A 20,159-nucleotide genomic window follows, 5' to 3' on the forward strand; every position below is an offset into this window, starting at 1 on the left:
TTAGTGTTTTCTCAGTTGACGTAGGGTGTGCTCCAGGTTATCCGGCAAAGGAGCATTCACTTTAATAGCCTTAGCGTCAGGTTTAACCTTAAACTCCAACGAATAGGCATGTAAAAACAGGCGATCACACAGACCCTGCTTCTTAAATTCCTGGTTTAATGCATCATCGCCGTACTTATCATCGCCAATAAGCCCATGCCCGACAGATTGAGCATGGACCCGGATCTGGTGCGTACGACCTGTTATGGGTTCGGCTGAGACTAAACTCAAGTCTTTGAACCGTTCAATTACTCTAAAACTGGTTAATGACGGTTTACCCCCCTCAGAAACCCGAACCAGACGTTCACCAGATTTCACCTGATGCTTCTTCAATGGCGCATCCACAAACTTTAATTTAGCAGGCCAGTTGCCTTTGACCAAAGCCCAGTAACGCTTCTTGATAGTCTTTTCTTGCAGTTGCTTATGAATAAAACGTAAAGCACTGCGTTTTTTAGCAATCATCAAACAGCCAGAGGTGTCTCTGTCCAGCCGATGGACTAACTCCAAAAAAGGAGCCTTAGGTCTTAGAGCTCGCAATGCTTCTATCACACCAAAGCTCATGCCACTGCCGCCGTGAACGGCCATACCAGAAGGCTTATTCAGCACAATAACACGATCATCTTCGTGAATGATGGCATCTTCCAGTGATTGAACCACATTCAGATTAACTGGCACTTCTTGCTTACGTTCAGCCACCTGTACCGGTGGGATACGAACCGAGTCTCCAGCTTCAATTTTGTATTCGGCTTTGATGCGGCCTTTATTGACGCGCACTTCACCTTTTCGCAGCATTTTATAAATACGCGATTTCGGTACACCTTTCAGCTTTTTGACCAGATAATTGTCAATGCGTTGCCCCTCTTCTTCGGGGGAAACCTCGACAAACCGGACTTTTGGGCGGGAATCTTTACTCATCGGCCGCAACTATACCTTAAACTGAAGCAAAACAACACCACAAAGCAGGCCAAAATCAAAGGCTTAAATCAATTAGTGATTGCTGGATGCTATATAACTGTTTATAATGTCGGTGCGGGTGATATAGAGCTCCGATGAGAAGTGAGGTAGTGTTGGACGAAACCGAAACAGTTATCAACACATAATAAGTTGCCTCAATAGACTGGTATTGGATGTAAATCCATTAAGCGAAATAAGAACGCAAGGTCGTACCGATACCGCCATAAAGAATTTAGTAACACCGGATATGGTGAAGTAACAGAATAGTAGAGCCCAAGACAAAAGGCTCGGTTGGTTTGGCTTCTTTTACGCACAAAAGCGGTAAGACGTGAAATAGCCAAACAGGAAAAGTGGTTTAATTTAAGCGTGGAAAGACAACAGTATGACAGACTGTTTTAGTCAAAAGTGTTTTATCCAAAAGTAGAAAGCTCCCTGTTAACAAGAAGTTAACGAGGGATTCTAAAGCTATTCCTAAAGTTCTGTTCTAACTCTCACTGTGTCCGCAGTAAATAAAAAGAGAGATTTTATACAATGAGACGTATGTTAATTAACGCAACTCATCATAATGAAGAGTTGCGTGTGGCGATGGTCGATGGCCAACGCCTATATGATTTGGATATCGAACTAGCAGGAAGAGAACAGAAAAAAGGCAATATTTACAAAGGAAAAGTGACCCGCATAGAGCCGAGTCTTGAAGCAGCCTTTGTCGACTATGGTGCAGAACGCCATGGCTTCCTTCCCCTTAAAGAAGTTGCGCGCGAATACATGCACAACCCACCGAGCAAAGGCCGCCCAACGATCAAGGATGCCTTGAAAGAAGGGCAGGAAATCATTGTCCAAATTGACAAAGAAGAACGTGGTAACAAAGGCGCAGCCTTAACAACCTCTGTCAGCCTGGCAGGCAGCTATTTAGTGCTAATGCCAAACAACCCTCGCGCCGGTGGTATTTCACGCCGCATTGAAGGCGAAGAGCGTGCAGAACTCAAGCAAATTATGGGGCAGCTCCAGGTTCCTAAAGGGATGGGGTGTATCGTTCGCACAGCCGGAGTTGGCAAGAGCTTAGATGAAATTAACTATGACTTTAACTACTTGTTAGAGTTTTGGAAGAACATTAAAGATGTTTCTAAAAAGCGCCCTGCCCCTTTCCTGATTACTCAAGAATCTGATGTAGTCACCCGAGCTATTCGTGATTACCTACGTCCTGATATCGGCGAAATTATTGTCGACCGCCAGGAGATTCATGACCGTATCAAAACCGAGTTACAGTACCAGCGTCCGGATTTCGTGCATAAAGTGAAGTTCTATAAAGACGAAATTCCGCTATTTAATCGCTATCAGGTGGAAAGCCAGATTGAAAGCGCCTTCCAGCGTGAAGTTCGCTTGCCATCAGGTGGCTCTGTGGTTTTTGACCAAACAGAAGCCTTGCTGTCGATTGATATTAATTCGGCCAAAGCAACCAAAGGCGGTGATATCGAAGAAACCGCACTCCACACGAACAAGGAAGCGGCAGAAGAAATTGCTCGCCAGTTACGTCTACGTGATATTGGTGGTCTGATTGTTATCGACTTCATTGATATGGGGCCTCCGCGCAACCAACGCGAAGTCGAGAAAGTGTTAAAAGAATCTGTAGCTCGTGACCGTGCTCGTATTCAAATTGGTCGAATCTCACGTTTCGGCTTACTGGAAATGTCACGTCAACGATTACGCCCTTCTCTTGAAGAGTCAAGTCAACACGTTTGTCCGCGCTGTAGCGGTTCTGGCGTGATTCGTGGCAGTGACTCACTGGCCCTTTCAATTCTTCGTATTATGGAAGATGAGGCCATGAAAGAATCCACGGCTGAAGTACAGGCCGTACTGCCAGTTGAAGTGGCTACCTTCCTGTTGAACGAGAAACGTCGTAAGATTGAGCAGATCGAAAAGCGTCAAAAAGTGCGCTTAGTTGTCGTACCAAATCCGCATATGGAAACGCCACACTACGAAGTATTGCGTGTGAAAGGCGGTGAAACGCTTGAAGACAGCAGCTATAGTCTAATCGACAAACCACCAGAAATTGAGCTGGTGAAAAGCACCACGCAACCTGTGGCGCCTCTAGATGAGCCAGCGTTAAAAGGGTTGAAGCACAGCGCTCCACCTCCAGCGCCAGCACCAGCACCAGCGAAAAAAGCGAAAAAGAAAACACCAGCAAAAGCAAAACCTGGTTTATTGAAACGTCTGTGGACGACGCTATTCGGTGACGACAAACAAAAGCAAAAGAAAGATAAAGACCAGAAGAAGCACGGTAAAAACTATCAGGGCAAAGGTCGCCATAAGCGCGGTGGTCAGCAGAATAAAGATCGCCGCCGTCAGGATAACCGCAATAAACGCCCGGATAGCCGTAAGCAAGATCACCGCGGCAAACAAGATAATCGTCATAAGCAAAAGCATGGCCAAGATAAAGGCCAGCAGGCAAAAGGTGGAAATCAGTACAATCGCGGTAAAAAGCCTCAACAACAGAAACAGCAGCAGAAACAACAGAAGCAACCAAAGCAACAGGCTCCGAAACAACAACAGCAGCCAATTGAAAAAAGGCCGCCTCGTAAAACTCGTGCTGAGCGTTTAGCTTCTGTAGAAAAGCAGCCGAATACGAGCAAAACACCAGTGGCTGAACAACAGCCGCAAGCGACTAATAAGCCTCAGGAAAAACCAGAGGCTAGCAAACAACAACCGAAAGCAAAGTCTCAACAAGCCGGAGGTAAACCTCAGGGTAAGAAAAAGCATAAAGCAAACCCAGAGGATATTATGGTGTACAAAGCTCAGAAATCGCTTGAGCGCAGCATATCTGACGTACTTGATCGAGATTTTGCCAAAGAAGCGGAGCACATTGAACAACCGTCGGCATCAACCAACGAGGTACATCAGGAAGCTCCGGTAACAGAAAAGTCAGCTCCCGTTAAACAGCAGCAGCCCGCCTCTCCTGACCAGGAAGAAGAAGTGGCACAAAAAGCACAGGATGAGTCAGCTGAAAAGATAACAACCGAAGCAACAGCAGTTAACGAAGCGGACACTGCGTCGGTAGAAACGACAACAGCTGTTGAAGCGACTCCTGAGTCCGGGCAGAAGCAACAGCCAGCTTCAGTCAAGTCGGTAAAAGCGGCGACAGGTTTAAGCTCCAGCGCGCCGGCAAGCAAAGCTGTAACTCAAGATCCTATCGAGCCGATTGCCTTCCAGCCAAAACCTTATAGTTTTGAAGGCAGCATTACCACTCAATCGATGGATAGCTCCCGAGAGCACAGCTCTTCTGAAGCCGCCAAAACGAAACAATAAGCCCTTACCCACAGAGCAGAGTTTCTGCTTTGTGGGTCTCTTTTCTGTTAGCACTAATCCACATGCCTGTTCTGTAATGTGATCCGATATAACTGTTGATGGAGTCTTCCATTATGAAAGGTTACTCTGAAGATACTGCCATAATCTGACTCATTCAGAATGATTTCAGGCGTTTTATATAAAGGGCTGTCAGCATATGACACACTAAACTTCCCGCCCAATGCTTTTATGATCGATGGTACCGTATTGGAATGTCCGACAACCAGCACACTTTTCCCGCAATAATCCGCTTTAATGGTATTAACCAGATGTTTAGTAGCCCCTGGCTGATATGCAGTTTTAGAGACGTCAATATAGCTCAGCGACTGAAAAGTTCGATTAAATGGCGTATAGAAAGCATGCTCCACACTCTTCATGATGTCGAGCTCTGATAACTTCTTCGCCTGCTGCAAGCCTTTTGAACTCAACTCCGGATCATCAGAACTCCCCAGCTCTTTATCAAGGTGACGCATCACAAAAACGTCATAGTCCTTGCAGTCCGCAAGCTCCTGGGTGGCACCAGCAGACTGAAAATTCGCAATAAAACCAACAGCTATGACCATACGTAAAAATACTGTCACGGATACTCCTTATTCGTTATTTGGGCTTGACTGATATGCTACCCTAGCAAATTGCATTTTACTAAGCACTATACTTTTTTTTATGAAATCGCTATATTTAACTACTAAACGAGGGAGTGACGATGGATGTTAGAGATTTAAGAGCTGGTGATATCCTATTATTTTCACCAGAAGAAGGCAGCTGGATATCAAAAGCCATTACCTGGCTTACGGATGCTCCTGTCAGTCACGCCGCCATGACATACCAATTGCCCACCAAGCTAGTCGAAGAAACACCTCCTGCCGTCCGGGTTGCCAACGCCACAGTGCGCTTTGTCGATCGTACGGTCCACGTCATGCGCTTACACAAGCCCATTGATGATTTCAAGCCCGTCATGGACATTGCCGCGAAGTACCTTAATGGCGAAGCGCCTTATGCCATGAACAACCTATACCTTCTCGGTATTATACTTCTGTACAAGAAGTTTACTCCAAATGACAAAACACAAAAAATAATCCTCAAAATCCTTAGAAGCCTAACTGAACGGTTATTGGATGCGATCAATCAAATGAAATACCCCGATAAGCATCCTATGGTCTGCTCTCAATTTGTTTTTGAATGTTATCAGGAGGCTGGCAAAGCTTACCGACTGAGCATTAAAAACGGTGTTATTCAATCTGATAGCACGCGTCCAAACTTATTAAATAAAGCCTTTAAGCATACTCGAACCTCGTCTCAGTTACAGAGTCTGACTGCGACGTCAGACAGCGACGATGAAGCACTGGCCAAGCAGTTATACGAGGCAATGGATGATGAAACATTAATGGCAACAGGAGTCGTTTCTGATGAATTGCTTGATGCTATTCATGATTTTGCGCAGACACTGCATGCAGTGAGCCAGGAGCTAGATCTGGACAAGGCGGATCCGAGACAAGGCTTAGCAGTGCTCCAGGCACAATCCTCCATGTTTGTAACACCAGGCGACTTACTCAGACATTGCCCAGATCTTCGTCATGTAGGGGATATAAAGCTTAAATGATAGGTCGACTACATTACGCCACTATCGCCATCAGTGTTATACTGGTGGTGATATTGTCAGCGGTCTCCTTCATACTTTCGGATGATAATCTCAACCCGGTTAAAGTCAGTTTTCACAGTATCGATCTTAATGACAAACGTCAGCCTCACCAGTCCTTTGATAATATTACCAACCTCAACGCCCTTACAGATGAAGCGGATCGATCCACTCCGTTAAATATACTATACAAGGTTCCAGACCAGAGTTTATTGCCTGACAACCCGCTCTTAGTGATAACTCCCGGCCACCTTTCCCAAACATACCTCTACAAACTCGTTGATAGGCAGTTAGTCCTGGTAAAAAGTTTATCTCGATACAACTTTGAACGAGCGCCTGAATTTATGGGGTATGCCAAAACGTACCACCTGAAAAAACTGACAGAGGAACAGTTGTACCTACACGTCGTTCATCAACGTAAGACTGAGCCGGCACTGGAACTCTGGAATTATGCAACTTATAACCGGGTCGATAACCAGTATAACCAGCTTTTCACCGCTATTTTCTTCGGCATTTTCTTACTCTTACTGGTCAACTCTTTCTTCTACCTGATTTTTAAACGAAAAGAATACCTGCTCTATATTTTTTATAACAGCTGCTTTTTGATCTTTATCATGAGCTCAACCGGCTACATCTACCAGTTTCCTGCTTTTTCTTTCCTGGCCAGCAATAAAAACATTATTTTTGCAATATTTACTTTAAGCCTTTATGCACTCTATCACTTTTCTCAGGAGTTCATGGCAACCCGCTCAGAAGCAGCCGCAGAACACCGGGTCATTAATGCATTCAAATATACCTATCTGGGATTGTTCGCTTTATCATTTGTCCTGATCCCTATTCCACAGCTTCTTGCTCACTTTACTAATCTGTTAGTCCTACTCGCCATTCCATTATATATATGGCTCGTTATCAAACTTCTTAAAAAAGGTAACCGGCAGGCTTTCTTTTTTGCCTTTGCTTTCGCCCTGCTGATTGTCACGGGAGTCATCAGGGTATTAACAACATTTTCAATCCTGCCCGAGAAATTCATCTTTAATCATGGCTTCGCCATAGCATCCCTATTAGAAGCAACCATATTTACATTAGGGCTTGCAGATCGAGTACTCCAGTTAAAAACGCAACGGGATAATGCGCAAAAAGAATATCAGGAACGAGCCCAAGCCTACGAGTTGCAAAAAGACTTTACCACACTGCTTAATAGAATCACGACCAAGTTACACCAAAGCAAAAGCAGTGAGTACGAGACGATTATCGTCAATACATTCCTTAAAGAACTTCGTGACAAGATGCATTTTCTGAGTGCTGCAGCGATTTATCAAATGGATGCCAGACTCCATATTTATGCTAGAACCGAACATGAGAAGAACAAGTTCAGCAAGGTCATAAAAAATAATACCTTACAAATCCGCCGCTTATGCGACTTAAGCCAGCCACATAAACTCCAATCCCACAAGCCTTATCAGAGTATGTTTGTGATCCCTGTTACCATGCGCAGCCACGAATGGAGCTGCTTGCTTCTAGAAGTGGCGGAAGACTTCCATCCAACCGACTCCATGCTCGACTTTCTACAGCACTATGCAACCGAGCTAATCAGGTGCCTGCTCAATACCGAGAGCTTAAAGCTGATTAAAAACCAGGCCGAGTCAGATGCCTTAACTCACCTGCTCAATCGAGGAGCCATACTGGATAGACTAAAACTTAACTTTACTCAGGCGAAAAGAACTGGCAAACCGCTTACCATAGCCTTTGTCGATATTGATGACTTTAAGCAGGTTAATGATACCTTTGGTCATGCCGCAGGCGACTTATGCTTAAAGAATTTGGCCAGTTTATTTCTCGAAGAACTGCCCAACACCTGCATTATTGGCCGATACGGTGGTGATGAGTTTCTAATTATTTTCCCTGATACCGGGAAAGATACGGCCCGCTCTTACTTAACCAAAGTCTCTGAACGCATTATTCCACTTATCGTCGAAAACCAGAGTTGCCGCTATACCTTGAGCGTCGGGATCTCAGGGCTTAAGGTTGCAACAAAAGATACACTGCACCTTATCCGAGAAGCGGACAAGGCACTGTATGTATCAAAAAATCAAGGAAAAGCTCAGATCAACCTGGCCTAGTACCTTAATCCAATTCCTCTAGAAACTCTTCTCCAAGAACGTCTATCCCAAGCGCCTCCGCCTTGCTCAGTTTGCTTCCGGCCTTTTCGCCAGCAATCAAAGCCGTCGTTTTTTTAGATACGGAACCAGAGACTTTAGCACCTAATGCTTCGAGTTTTTCTTTGATCTCTGTACGACTGACGCCATCAAAAGAGCCAGTGATAACATAAGTCTTCCCTTTAAGTGGTAGCTCATCATCGGATTTTCTTTCTATTGCAGGCCAATGTACACCGAGTTCGATCAGGCTTTGGATTTGCTGCAGATTATCATCATTATCAAAAAAGGCATGGACATGCTGCGCAACTATCGGCCCTACGTCCGATACCGACTCCAGCTCCTCTTCAGAAGCTTTTGTAATGGCATCAATGGTTAGGAAATGATTGGCAATATTCTTAGCCGTCACCTCCCCCACTTCCCGGATACCCAGAGCATATAAAAACTTTGGCAATGTGGTTGCTTTACTGGCCTCCAACGCTTTGAGAAGGTTTTCAGCCGACTTATCGCCCATGCGCTCCAGACTAACCAACTGCTCCTTGTTCACTCTGAAAAGATCACTGACTGACTTTACAAAGCCTTTTTGCGTCAATACTTCGACCAGCTTATCGCCCAGACCGTCTATATCCATCGCCTTACGTGATGCAAAGTGCTTTATCGACTCATTACGCTGCGAGGAGCAAATTAAGCCGCCAGTACAACGCATAACCGCTTCGCCCTCTGCTCTTTCAACCGGAGAAGCACAGACCGGACACTGTCTCGGTGCCCGAATATCGCTTACAGCATCTGGTCGCCGGTCATGAATAACACTGACAACTTGTGGGATAACATCTCCGGCACGGCGTATAATGACATAGTCATTTATTTTTACCCCAAGACGCTCAATTTCATCCATGTTATGCAAAGTCGCGTTGCTCACCGTTACGCCGCCCACCGAAACGGGCTCCAGACGTGCAACCGGCGTAATAGCCCCGGTACGTCCCACCTGAAAATCTACACCCAATAACTGCGTCATTTCTTCCTGCGCTGGAAACTTATGCGCAATAGCCCAGCGCGGTGCTCTGGCGACAAAACCAAGGCGTTCCTGAAGCTGGATACTGTTAACTTTATTAACAACTCCATCTATCTCGTACTCCAAGCTATCTCGACGCTGCATAATATCCTGATAATACTCAAGACAGGCACCAATGCCTTGAGCTATCTTTACCTCAGCGGACAAAGGCAGTCCCAGTGTTTTTATCTGTTGTAACCGCTCGTAATGGCTATCCGCTAGCTCAAAGTCATCTGATACCAGCCCCATCGAGTAGGCATAGAACGATAAATTACGTTTGGCGGTAATCTGCGGATCGAGCTGACGCAAACTCCCAGCAGCAGCATTTCTGGGGTTAGCGAACAGCTTGGCTCCTCGCTTACGAGCTTCTTCATTAAGAGCTTCAAAGGAGCTCTTTAACATGAAAACCTCACCTCGAACCTCTAAGCGCTCAGGAGGCTTGTTTGTCCTGAGCTTTAAGGGGATAGAGCGAATAGTACGTGCATTCAGCGTAATATTCTCTCCCTGCATACCGTCACCACGGGTTGCGGCCCGAGTTAAAATACCATTTTCATATAGAAGACTTATCGCAAGTCCATCAAGCTTAGGTTCACACACATATTCTATGTCATCAGTGGTGTTAAGCCTTTCCGATACGCGTCGATTAAAACTCACCATTTCCTCTTCATCCATGGCGTTGTCTAACGATAGCATCGGCAATTCATGCACGACTTCTTCAAACCCGCTATCAGGTTTAGCGCCAACCCGTTGAGTAGGTGAGTCATCTGTTATAAGTTCAGGATACTGAGATTCGAGCTTTGTTAACTCTCGATATAGGCGATCATACTCTGCATCCGGCACAGAAGGATCGTCTAAGACATAATACTGATAATTGTAGTCACTAATAAGGGAGCGTAACCGCTCCAACTCTTTTTCTACGTTGTCGGTTTGATTGGTCATTAGAAATAATTACTTATTCAGAAGTTGTTTGCGCTCGAACTCAATAATCTGCTCTTTATGATGAGATTCTATCTGCTTGCTAAAATTACTCTTGGTAGCATCCAGAACGTAGCCACCGAGCTCCTGAACGATCCCACGAGCAGTTTTAACCATTAGCTCATAAGCCTTCATCGGCTTCTGGGGTCCTGGAAGCGCCATGAAAAGTGCCAGCCCACGGGTTTCCAGCTCATCAACTTTCTTCAGTTCAAAGATACCTGGCTCGAAGGCATTGGCTAAACTAAACTGAACCGCACCTCTGCCGTTTGCCTGTGCATGGCGGTGAAATATATCCATTTCTCCGTGTCGCATTCCCTGCTCAACCAAAGTTTGAACCAGTTCAGGTCCTTTAAATGGCTTTTCTTGTTCAGCAACAACAAATAAGGAGAAAATCAACTCAGGCTCAACTTCCACTGATGGCTCTTCTTTTTCAGGCTCATCAAACAACGACGTTTGTTGTGGCTGCTCCACTGACAGCTCTTTCTTTTTTGTTTCTTTTGCTGGCTGCTCTTTACGAAGGCTCTCTTTAGTAAATTCGAAAAGAGCATCATCTAATACCGGAATATCATTTTCAGAAATCGTAGGCTCTATCGGCTCTGCAGCTTGCTGCGACTTACTATCCTCGTTGGTATGAGTTGCCTTTTCTTTAACTGGCTCTGGTTTTGGTGGAGCCTCAGCTTCAGCAACTACTGCCTCCTCAAGACTTTCTTCTACCGGCACATCGAGTTGAGGCTCCGAAACGGCTGGCGCGGGACTAGCTTCAGCTTGGCTCGCGGCAGAACCTGAAACCGTTCGCACTTGCCCAACACCATCATCATCAAAACCCGAATTGTCTCGACTCTTTTCCAACCGCTCTTGATACAGCTCTCGTTCAACACGCTCTTTTCGTACTTTTGAGCGACGCTTAGCATCGAAATATATAAAACCGATAATGATTAAACTAACTAAAGCCAGCAAGATTGCGAGTTGCCACTCCATTAGATCACCCTTTCTAACTATGTTTATCAGGAAGCCGCTAAAGCCGCTGCTTCATCCACATCTACTGAGACCACACGTGATACACCAGGTTCACTCATGGTAACACCTAATAGTGTATCAGCTGTTTCCATTGCAATTTTGTTGTGCGTAATAGCAATAAACTGCAGGTGCTCACTCATTTCTTTTACCAGGTTAGCATAACGCCCCACGTTAGCATCATCCAGTGGCGCATCAACTTCATCCAACATACAGAATGGTGCTGGATTCAACTGGAAAATCGAAAAGACCAGTGAAATAGCCGTTAAGGCCTTCTCTCCACCTGATAATAGATGAATCGTTGAGTTACGTTTACCCGGTGGACGAGCCATCACCGCGACGCCAGTATCCAGTAAGTTTTCACCCGTCAATTCCAGATAAGCATGACCACCACCAAAGACCTTCGGAAACAGCTCCTGAACGCCTTTATTGACCTTGTCAAAAGTTTCCTTAAAGCGCGTTCGAGTTTCATGATCGATTTTGCGAATCGCACTTTCCAGTGTCTCAAGCGCAGCCTCTAAGTCGTCATTCTGTGAATCGAGGTACACCTTACGTTCTTCGGCAGCCTTGTACTCTTCTATCGCCGCGAGGTTAATCGCACCAAGACGCTGAATTCGTCCAGTAACTTCTTCAATCTGCCGTAACCAATCAGACTCGTTAGCATCGACAGTTAAAGACTCCAGTACCTCTTCAACATCTTTCTTCGCGTCTCTCAAAATTTCAGACTGCGTATTCTGTCGCGTCTTGGCTTCCTGCCAGTCCATGCGCAGTTTTTCGAGACGAGAACGGACGCCTTGAGCCCCCTGTTCTGCTTCATGACGCAGGCGCTCCAACTTACGAACTTTTTCATCTACTTCGCTTAATTTGTTACGCGCCTGCTTCATTTCTTCTTCAACCACCAGACGCTTTTCCAGAGCTTCTTCCAGCTCAATGGTGTATTCTTCTGTCGGATCTTTATCGCTACTCAAGCGGTTCTCTAACTCGACTTTACGAGAAGTCAGCTCACCGATTTGTGAGTTAACCCGCTCAAAGCCAGCACGAGTTGAGTTCACTTCGGCTTTCAGAGCACTCACCCTGATCGCCAGCTTCTGTTCGGCTTCTTTTGCCTCTCGAGCCTGTGCCCGACGGGCTTCAAGCTGAGTTCGGCGCTCTTCTCTTTGCGCCGTTAAGCTGTCCCGCTTATCACTGTCCTGCTCCATGGCATCAAGCAACTGCTCAATCAACTGACGGCTTTTCGCTAGCGCTGCCTCGTCATCGTGCACCTGCTCGATAATACTCTGTTGTTCTTTCTTCAACCGCTCCGTGCGGCTTTGTGCCTGCTCCAGCTTTGCCTGCTGGGTACCGACACTGGCTCTTAACTCACTATGCTTTTTGTTAGCTTGAGCCAGCTGAGACTGCTTGGTTTGCCAGGTCTCTTCAGATTCAGACAGCTGTTCAGACAACTGCTCCTTGGTTTCTTCCAGTTGCTCTAAAATGGCTTCCTGTTGCTCAATCTTCTGATAAATATCATTGAGTTCGGCTTCACGCTCTAAAATCCCGGCTTCATTATCACTCGGACGTGCGATACGTAACCAATCCTTTCCTAACCAGACACCATCTTTGGTGATGATTGACTCGTGAGCCGAAAGGTTTTGTCGCTGCACTAACGCCGACTCTAAGTCATCGCTTGCCAATACGTGACTTAAAGCACCATTTAACGATTCAGCCCCTTTGACTTTATCAGAAAGCTTGCCAGTTTCAGGGGAAGCCGATGATTCTGCATTAACTAATAACACTGAACCGGAAGCCAACCCAGATAAACTTGATGCATACTCTTCAACCGAGTCAACCACAACGGCTTCAAGGTACTGACCTAATACCGTTTCAGCAGCGATTTCCCAACCAGACTCAACCTGCAAATTCTGCGCCAAGCGCGACTTATTGGTCAGGTTGTTTGATTCCATCCAGGCAACAGCTGCTTCGTTATCACTGCCCAGAGCAGCACTTTGCATCGCTTCCAGAGATAATTTACGCGACTCCAGTCCTCTTAATTCGCGGCGTGTATCTTCAAGCTTCTGGTTATGCTGGCGTTGTTCATGGCGGTATTCATTAATTTTTTCAACAGCCTGCGTGACTTCTTCTTCCAGTCTCTCCGCCTGCTCTTCGGCAATACTCAATTCCTGAGCAGCCTTCATCAAATCAGACTCCATCGGGCCGGATTCCTGTTGGCCAATTTCTTCTTTAATTTCTTCAAGACGCTTCTGGTGTCGTGAGAGGTGAGATTCCAGGTGCTGGATACGTGTTTTTTCAACCTCAGCCTTCTGCGCATTCGCACTGGCCTGCTGGTTAAAGGCATCCCATTCCTGCTGCCACAGACGCATATCTTCTTCGAGGTCGTTCAGTTGTTGCTGCTGCTCTTCAACCTGCTCAGAGTTCATTTCCAGATCTGGCTCAGCCTGCAACAGCTCGGTCATCAACTCTTCCAGCTTTGATTCATCAAACTTGAGCTGATCACGCAACTTATCCAGGGAAGCTTCTACCTGCGTTTTATCTTCCAGTAATTGCGATTTTTGTTGGCGCGCATGCTCTATCGCCTGTTCCAGACGGGCAATATCAGCAGCAATTCCATAAAAGCGCCCCTGTACTTCGTTATGCGCATCAGTCAACTCAACATGCAGTTCACGGGACTTTTCGATTTCTGCATCAGAGTGACGCTGGTCGGCAACCTTGGCTTCGACTTCCGTTTCCATCTTATGAATCGCTTCATCAAGAGACTCGATTTTCTCATGGTACTCTTGCCAGCGAATCGCTGCTAACTGCGCCTTAAGCTCGCGCTCCTGTGCTTTGTACTCTTTATAACGCTCGGCAGAAGTTGCCTGACGCTTCAGATGCGAAAGCTGCTTACCGAGCTCTTCACGCAGGTCGTTTAAACGGTCAAGATTATCGCGTGTATGACGAATGCGGTTTTCAGTCTCACGACGGCGCTCTTTGTATTTCGAAATACCGGCGGCTTCTTCGAGAAAAATTCGTAATTCGTGGGGTTTCGACTCAATGAGCTTGGAAATCATGCCCTGCTCGATAATGGCATAACTACGAGGCCCCAGGCCTGTACCTAAGAAAATATCGGTAATATCTTTACGGCGGCAACGAGTACCGTTTAGAAAATAAGTCGATTGAGCCTCCCGGTTAACCACCCGGCGCACAGAAATTTCATTATAATTGGCGTACTCGCCCTGTACCGTGCCATCAGTGTTATCAAATACCAGCTCAATACTGGCCTGACCAACAGGTTTTCGACCAGTTGAGCCATTAAAGATAACGTCGGTCATGGCATCACCGCGCAGGTTTTTTGCCGATGACTCCCCCATCACCCAACGAACAGCATCAATCAGGTTCGACTTACCACAGCCGTTTGGCCCCACCACCGAGGTCAAGTTGCTCGGAAAAGAAACCGTGGTTGGATCAACGAATGACTTAAATCCCGCTAGTTTTATTTGTTTTAGTCGCATTAATCTTTTACGTCTTATTCTCTCTAGGAATTAGCTTGTAAGGCTCTGTTACAATTTCAGGCTTATCCCGCCTTACAATCTAAAGCGTTTAAGTGTAAATTATTTTTCATCATTTAGCACACAGTAAGTGTAAAAAATCATTGTATGGCTCAAAATAGTTTTCAAGGTGCTCATTATTTAGCCAACGGCTTCCGTATGCTGTTGCAGAAAGGGATTAAACGCTATGTTTTCATACCCTTAGGTATTAACTTAGTTTTGCTTACTATCGCATTGATTTACCTCATAAATCAAATTTCTTATTGGGCCGCCTGGGTTGAGTCCACGGTAACCGGCTGGGGCGCATGGGAATGGCTCGGAACGGCACTGGCCTGGCTCGTATGGCCGATCATCATTGTCGGCGCTGTATTGTTCGTCTTCTTCTTTTTCTCCATGCTCGCTAACTGGATCGCAGCTCCTTTCAATGGCTTACTGGCCGAAGCCGTTGAGCGTAAACTTCATGCGGCCGAAGGCCATAGCGATGCCCCCATCGAAGATCAGGGTTTTAAAGATTTAATCAAGGATACGCCCCGTCTCCTTAAAAGGGAATGGGTCAAGCTGAAATACTATATCCCACGGGCCATTTTGTGCTTACTGGTGCTGTTTATACCACTCATTGGCGCTATCGCCTTCCCCATTATCTGGTTCGTATTTAATGCCTGGATGATGTCGGTGCAATATGTCGACTACCCCATGGATAACCACAAAATTGCCTTTGACGATATGCTGAAAACGCTACAGACCACCCGTAGCGGTACTTTAGGCTTTGGCAGCATGGTGATGTTGTGCACCATGGTTCCGGTTTTGAACATGTTAGTCATGCCCGCTGCGGTTTGCGGGGCCACTCAGTTATGGTACGAGAATTACCGAAGTAAACACTTATCGAAACAATAACCAACTTGGGCGCGCTTTATAGCGCGTCCTACTTCATAACCTGATACTAAACAGCTAAGGCTCGAAAATCAGGAGTCCTGACTCCATTCCAGCGACATACACACCCTTGAGGTTGCTATGGACTTTGGCTGCACTGGCTGGCATTGGATGATCGTCGATTTCTCTTGGTGCGTGGGGTTTGCTGACATCAAGAACTCGAATATTATCCGAGTCAACCACATAAGCCTTATCACCAACAACACTGACATTATTTGCCCGGCGCTTTGTTTCAAAACGCCCCACAAGTCGCAGCTGTGCAGGACTGGAAGCATCTAAAATAGTGAGCCCTGTATAACCAGCAGCCACAAACGCGTACGGCCCCTGCACGGTAACGCCTCTAACTTCAAACTTGTTGTTTTTTATGTGATATTTCGAATAAACAATCGGCCTGCTTGGGTTAGACACATTAATGACCAGCAACCCCGCTTTACCCGCAGCCAGGTAAGCAAAGTCACCAATGACAACGACTTCATAAGCATAGCCGCCATCGACCGAAACGGAAGCCACTTCTCTAGGGGCAGATGGCTCTGATAGATCAAGGATACGTAATCCACCCTCACCATCAGCGATATACACCATATTCCTTAACACAAATATGTCTTCAGCATAGCCCGGAGTATCCAGCTCTGAAACAAGCTTTGGTTGTGAAGGATTTGAAACATCAATCAGCTTATATCCAGCCCAATCATCCGCCACGTGAGCAAAAGGGCCGGCAACATCAACATCCAGCGCACGGTAAGTCTTTAATTCAGACAAATCCACCGGACTCGAGTTATTAGAAACGTCGACAACTTTCAGCCCACGATAACCATTAGCGACATAAGCTATATGGCCCTGAGTATCGACTCCCCTGACACGGCCAGCGGCTGAAAAATGTTTAATCACTTCTGGTTCGTTCGGATCTCTGACGTCCAGAATTTCCAGCCCTTGGTCACCATGCGCCAAGTAGGCAATCTCATTATCAATAGTGACTGACTCAGAGCAGGTTGAATCCCACCAGGAACCTAACTTAACCGGGCTATTCGGATTGGAAACATCGACCACAATTAAACCAGCATCATTAGCCACTCCAGCGACATACACCATATTACCTTCGAGCCTGACGCGCTCAGCACCATAAATTAATGGCTGGATAGCAATTCGAACAGGGTTTTCCCGCTCGCTGACATCAAATATGTGCAAACCCGGCTTCTCATCATCCATATTAACCACATAGGCATGCTCACCGTCAGAGTCTACACCAGAAGCACTGCCTGTTATCTCATGTGAAGCGATCAATTGGGGACTAGTAAGATCAGACAGGTCTACAATTTGTAAACCATGGTCCTGACCCGCAGCAATAAAGGCTGTTTCATGCACCACCACGACATCAAGAGCATAACCTCCAGACTTATAGCTATTAACTAAGCTTGGAGCTTCAGGATCAGAGACATCAATGATATGCAACCCAGCCCAACCAGCAGCTATATAGATATGGCCATTATTATAATGAATCGCTTTAATTTCGCTGTTTAACTCAACCTGACCACTCAGTTTTGGTTTATCTGGCTGCTCAATATTAATCACTCGCATCCAGCCAGAGCCATCGGCAAGATAGAGATAACCTCCTTCAATGAGCATATCTCTTACAACCCCATCGGTGCCAATAGATGCCACTTCCTGCCAGGCAACCGCATTACCACTTGAGTCTTTATCAACCTCTACCACTCTGACCGTCCCCGAAGAGCCGAAATACATATAATTTCCGGAAACGGCACTAGCGAAAACCGGCCCTTGATTCCACCGCCCTGTCATAGCCAAACCTACATTAGAACGAGACGTTTGAGGTGACGAAGAGTTGGTAGAACTTGAAGAAGCAACAGTAGAAGAAAAGCCCGCCAGCCCACCAAGAAACAGTAAAGCTAGCATGCTTACTTTGACCCTTTGACATAACACAAATAAATCCATCATTTGCAAACCACCTTAATCATTCTTAAAGCTTAACAGTTTATCTATAGCACTATTAATTGCGTAAGTCTACGAGAAAAAGCCCAGCATACGCCGGGCTTTACTCACTTCACGCGAGGGACTTACTCAGTACCATCGGGGTCGATCAAGACACAGGCTGAGCCACCTTCGAAGTTACCACCATCAGTTTTGATGAACACGCTCAGGCTATCGAATAACTCTAACGAGTTGTTCGTGCTGAAGGTAATCTTACAAACACTCTTAACAGCAGTGTCATTCAAGATACATTGGTTATTTGGAGCCGAACCAACTTGTTCACCACCTTGAGCGCCTCCGGCAGCATCATGGTACAAGACTGCAAAACCTGAAGCTGGATTATTACCCTGTGCCGCTTTAACTACTAGGGTTAGTACCTCGGCGTCGGCAGCGAATGGACTGATAACACCAACGCTATCGTGTGTTCCGGACTGTTGACCTAACCCCATGAACTTACCTTGTGTACCGATAGTTTGGTCAGTACCAAAGCACATCAAGTTAGAACCAATTCCGTCGTCACCTGGGTCACCTTTCTCACCCTGAGGACCTACTTTACCTTGAGGACCTTGGGCACCAGTATCACCGGTATCACCTTTCTTGCCTTGAGGACCTTGTGGACCTGTATTACCAGTGTCACCTTTCTTACCTTGAGGACCTTGGTCACCGGTATCACCTTTTAGCCCCATTTTACCTTGAGGGCCTTGGTCACCTTGAGGACCTATTTTACCTTGAGGACCTTGGGCACCAGTATCACCGGTATCACCTTTCTTACCCTGTGGACCTTGGGCACCAGTATCACCGGTATCACCTTTCTTACCCTGTGGACCCTGGGCACCAGTATCACCTTGAGGACCTACTTTACCTTGAGGACCCTGGGCACCAGTATCACCGGTATCACCTTTCTTACCCTGTGGACCTTGGGCACCTGTATCACCCTGAGGACCTATTTTACCTTGAGGACCTTGGGCACCAGTATCACCGGTATCACCTTTCTTACCTTGTGGACCCTGGGCTCCATCTTGACCGGCAGGACCTTCTTTACCTTGTGGACCTTGAGCTCCGTCTTGTCCGGCAGGACCTTCTTTACCCTGTGGACCCTGGGCTCCATCTTGACCGGCAGGACCTTCTTTACCTTGTGGACCTTGAGCACCGGTATCACCTTGTTTACCCTGAGGACCTTGTGGGCCTGTGTCACCGGCATCCCCTTTCTTACCTTGAGGACCTTGGTCGCCCTGCTCACCTTTTTTACCTTGTGGGCCTTGAGGACCTTCAGGTCCTACCCCACCAAGGGTTAAATCGTAGAGATCCATCTCATCAACTGGACTACCTTCGTCTCCTACGTAATCGACTAGTTCAAAACTACCGAATACGTCTCCTAAAAGGAGCGGTTCAGAGCAGGAAGTATGAATATTAAAGCTCTGCGATAGACCTCCTTCACTAAGCTCAACACTGAGTTCATTAGCTGATGGGTGATTTGACGTAAAAGTCACTGCATCACCAGGATAAATCATGCTAGGAAAAGACCATTTATTGCTTTGACTGGATAAACTAAGACTGGTAGCTCCTACCGCGCCTGTCATATCACCAGTACAAAAAGCATCTTGAGCATTAACTCCTGTACAGTCTGAAGGGTTGTAATCGAACGTTAAAGAGCTAGGTTTTGAACCACAAATATTGGTACCTTCAACGACTATTTTTAAGAGGTAGTCACCGGAAGGAACCGCTGGAGCACCGTTATTAACATAAGGTAAATCGACTACAATACATTGAAAATCCGTCGGGTCGAGCGGTGGTGCTGGGTTGAACTCCATGGTGGTACATGGGGTTTGATCCGCACTAATCACTAGTGGATCGGGGTGTGTACCAAAATAAATACTTGGATCGTCAAACCCGGTTCCCCATATAACCAGATTCGTCGGTTCTGCTGCAGGGTAAGGTTGTACCTCATGTATTTTGGGGCCTGCAAAACTTAACTGCGAGCCTAAAAGCAGCCCTAGGGCCGCCCCCAGTTTCACAGCCATACGAAATGAATTTCTCATTGGAAAATCCCTCCACTGAATACCTATATTTAAATTAAACTTCGTTGCGCGACTTTAGCCATTTGCAAAGCTGAAGTTGGCAATCCTTTACCCATTACATCTCAATGCAAAATCGCATTAGTCAGTAATTCAAAATCCAATATATTAAGTCTTTTTTGCGCTGTCTATTGTCTAAAAATTAAACAATACATAGCTACTTATAGGGCTATATGCGGCTATTCTTGTAAGGTTGGTAAGAATTATTTACACTTAAAATGATTCTAGTGCTGTTGCTGTTTTTAAGCGGGGTCAGCAATGCAAATATGGAAGAAACGCAAATATGATCAATACCTTGACAGTTCTCAGTTTGAGGTATAACTGGGTCACATATTTTCCCCAGATTCGCTCTTAAGACAGCTAGTGCGTCAAGGATCTATACATTTTTTTGGTCTAACCAGTGACAAAAATTGCCAAAAAAAGTTAAATAAAATAGAAAAAAAATCGAAAAAGCTATCTATTTTTACCTCAGAACGTAAA

The 20,159-nt window shown here is 46.0% G+C and carries 11 protein-coding genes; 4 read left to right on the top strand and 7 right to left on the bottom strand.

From position 1 onward, the window contains the following. Complete coding sequence (gene rluC, locus H7708_RS02330) at nucleotides 1-954, bottom strand: 23S rRNA pseudouridine(955/2504/2580) synthase RluC (protein ID WP_223668864.1); 954 nt, start codon at nucleotides 952-954, stop codon at nucleotides 1-3. A 570-nt stretch (nucleotides 955-1,524) separates the two neighbouring features. On the opposite strand from rluC, the gene rne reads away from it, so the two are divergent. Beyond that, nucleotides 1,525-4,296, top strand: coding sequence for a ribonuclease E (gene rne / locus H7708_RS02335; RefSeq protein WP_223668865.1), 2,772 nt, complete (start codon nucleotides 1,525-1,527; stop codon nucleotides 4,294-4,296). 53 nt (nucleotides 4,297-4,349) lie between these two features. Here rne and H7708_RS02340 read toward each other — a convergent pair whose 3' ends face one another. Beyond that, nucleotides 4,350-4,916: a phosphoglycerate mutase family protein gene (locus tag H7708_RS02340; RefSeq protein WP_223668866.1), complete on the bottom strand. Its 567-nt coding sequence runs from the start codon at nucleotides 4,914-4,916 to the stop codon at nucleotides 4,350-4,352. 122 nt (nucleotides 4,917-5,038) lie between these two features. On the opposite strand from H7708_RS02340, the gene H7708_RS02345 reads away from it, so the two are divergent. Both H7708_RS02345 and H7708_RS02350 read left to right on the top strand, forming a co-directional pair. Continuing rightward, the gene (locus tag H7708_RS02345; protein ID WP_223668867.1) at nucleotides 5,039-5,935 is read left to right on the top strand and encodes a hypothetical protein; all 897 of its coding nucleotides are present in this window, start codon (nucleotides 5,039-5,041) and stop codon (nucleotides 5,933-5,935) included. Beyond that, nucleotides 5,932-8,091, top strand: coding sequence for a sensor domain-containing diguanylate cyclase (locus H7708_RS02350; RefSeq protein ID WP_223668868.1), 2,160 nt, complete (start codon nucleotides 5,932-5,934; stop codon nucleotides 8,089-8,091). Before H7708_RS02345 ends, H7708_RS02350 begins: the two co-directional genes overlap by 4 nt. A gap of 4 nt (nucleotides 8,092-8,095) precedes the next feature. On the opposite strand, the gene ligA is transcribed toward H7708_RS02350, so the two are convergent. The 3 genes from ligA to smc are packed head-to-tail and all read right to left on the bottom strand — an operon-like array spanning nucleotide 8,096 to nucleotide 14,652. Beyond that, complete coding sequence (gene ligA, locus H7708_RS02355) at nucleotides 8,096-10,114, bottom strand: NAD-dependent DNA ligase LigA (RefSeq protein WP_223668869.1); 2,019 nt, start codon at nucleotides 10,112-10,114, stop codon at nucleotides 8,096-8,098. Nucleotides 10,115-10,123: 9 nt separating this feature from the next. After that, nucleotides 10,124-11,128: a cell division protein ZipA gene (gene zipA, locus H7708_RS02360; RefSeq protein ID WP_223668870.1), complete on the bottom strand. Its 1,005-nt coding sequence runs from the start codon at nucleotides 11,126-11,128 to the stop codon at nucleotides 10,124-10,126. Between the two features lie 26 nt (nucleotides 11,129-11,154). Then, nucleotides 11,155-14,652 (bottom strand): chromosome segregation protein SMC, encoded by a 3,498-nt coding sequence (smc, locus tag H7708_RS02365; RefSeq protein ID WP_223668871.1) that lies wholly within the window; start codon nucleotides 14,650-14,652, stop codon nucleotides 11,155-11,157. A gap of 144 nt (nucleotides 14,653-14,796) precedes the next feature. Between smc and cysZ the strand changes: the two genes are divergently transcribed. Then, on the top strand, nucleotides 14,797-15,582 hold the full coding sequence (cysZ, locus tag H7708_RS02370; RefSeq protein WP_223668872.1) for a sulfate transporter CysZ: 786 nt from the start codon (nucleotides 14,797-14,799) through the stop codon (nucleotides 15,580-15,582). Between the two features lie 54 nt (nucleotides 15,583-15,636). Here the strand turns inward: cysZ and H7708_RS02375 are convergent, their stop codons facing one another. Further along, nucleotides 15,637-17,529, bottom strand: coding sequence for an LVIVD repeat-containing protein (locus tag H7708_RS02375; protein WP_223668873.1), 1,893 nt, complete (start codon nucleotides 17,527-17,529; stop codon nucleotides 15,637-15,639). A gap of 161 nt (nucleotides 17,530-17,690) precedes the next feature. Further along, complete coding sequence (locus H7708_RS02380; RefSeq protein WP_223669086.1) at nucleotides 17,691-19,643, bottom strand: DUF7467 domain-containing protein; 1,953 nt, start codon at nucleotides 19,641-19,643, stop codon at nucleotides 17,691-17,693. Nucleotides 19,644-20,159: the final 516 nt, after the last annotated feature.

Source organism: Kangiella shandongensis (genome assembly GCF_020005365.1).
In the GTDB taxonomy this organism is placed as follows: domain Bacteria; phylum Pseudomonadota; class Gammaproteobacteria; order Enterobacterales; family Kangiellaceae; genus Kangiella; species Kangiella shandongensis.

What these genes read in the sequence shown, in the direction of transcription:
- cysZ (WP_223668872.1), top strand. Translation starts at nt 14,797, where the DNA reads ATGGCTCAAAATAGTTTTCAAGGTGCTCATTATTTAGCCAACGGCTTC.
- H7708_RS02380 (WP_223669086.1), bottom strand. Translation starts at nt 19,643, where the DNA reads ATGAGAAATTCATTTCGTATGGCTGTGAAACTGGGGGCGGCCCTAGGG.
- zipA (WP_223668870.1), bottom strand. Translation starts at nt 11,128, where the DNA reads ATGGAGTGGCAACTCGCAATCTTGCTGGCTTTAGTTAGTTTAATCATT.
- ligA (WP_223668869.1), bottom strand. Translation starts at nt 10,114, where the DNA reads ATGACCAATCAAACCGACAACGTAGAAAAAGAGTTGGAGCGGTTACGC.
- H7708_RS02345 (WP_223668867.1), top strand. Translation starts at nt 5,039, where the DNA reads ATGGATGTTAGAGATTTAAGAGCTGGTGATATCCTATTATTTTCACCA.
- smc (WP_223668871.1), bottom strand. Translation starts at nt 14,652, where the DNA reads ATGCGACTAAAACAAATAAAACTAGCGGGATTTAAGTCATTCGTTGAT.
- H7708_RS02350 (WP_223668868.1), top strand. Translation starts at nt 5,932, where the DNA reads ATGATAGGTCGACTACATTACGCCACTATCGCCATCAGTGTTATACTG.
- rluC (WP_223668864.1), bottom strand. Translation starts at nt 954, where the DNA reads ATGAGTAAAGATTCCCGCCCAAAAGTCCGGTTTGTCGAGGTTTCCCCC.
- H7708_RS02375 (WP_223668873.1), bottom strand. Translation starts at nt 17,529, where the DNA reads ATGCTAGCTTTACTGTTTCTTGGTGGGCTGGCGGGCTTTTCTTCTACT.
- rne (WP_223668865.1), top strand. Translation starts at nt 1,525, where the DNA reads ATGAGACGTATGTTAATTAACGCAACTCATCATAATGAAGAGTTGCGT.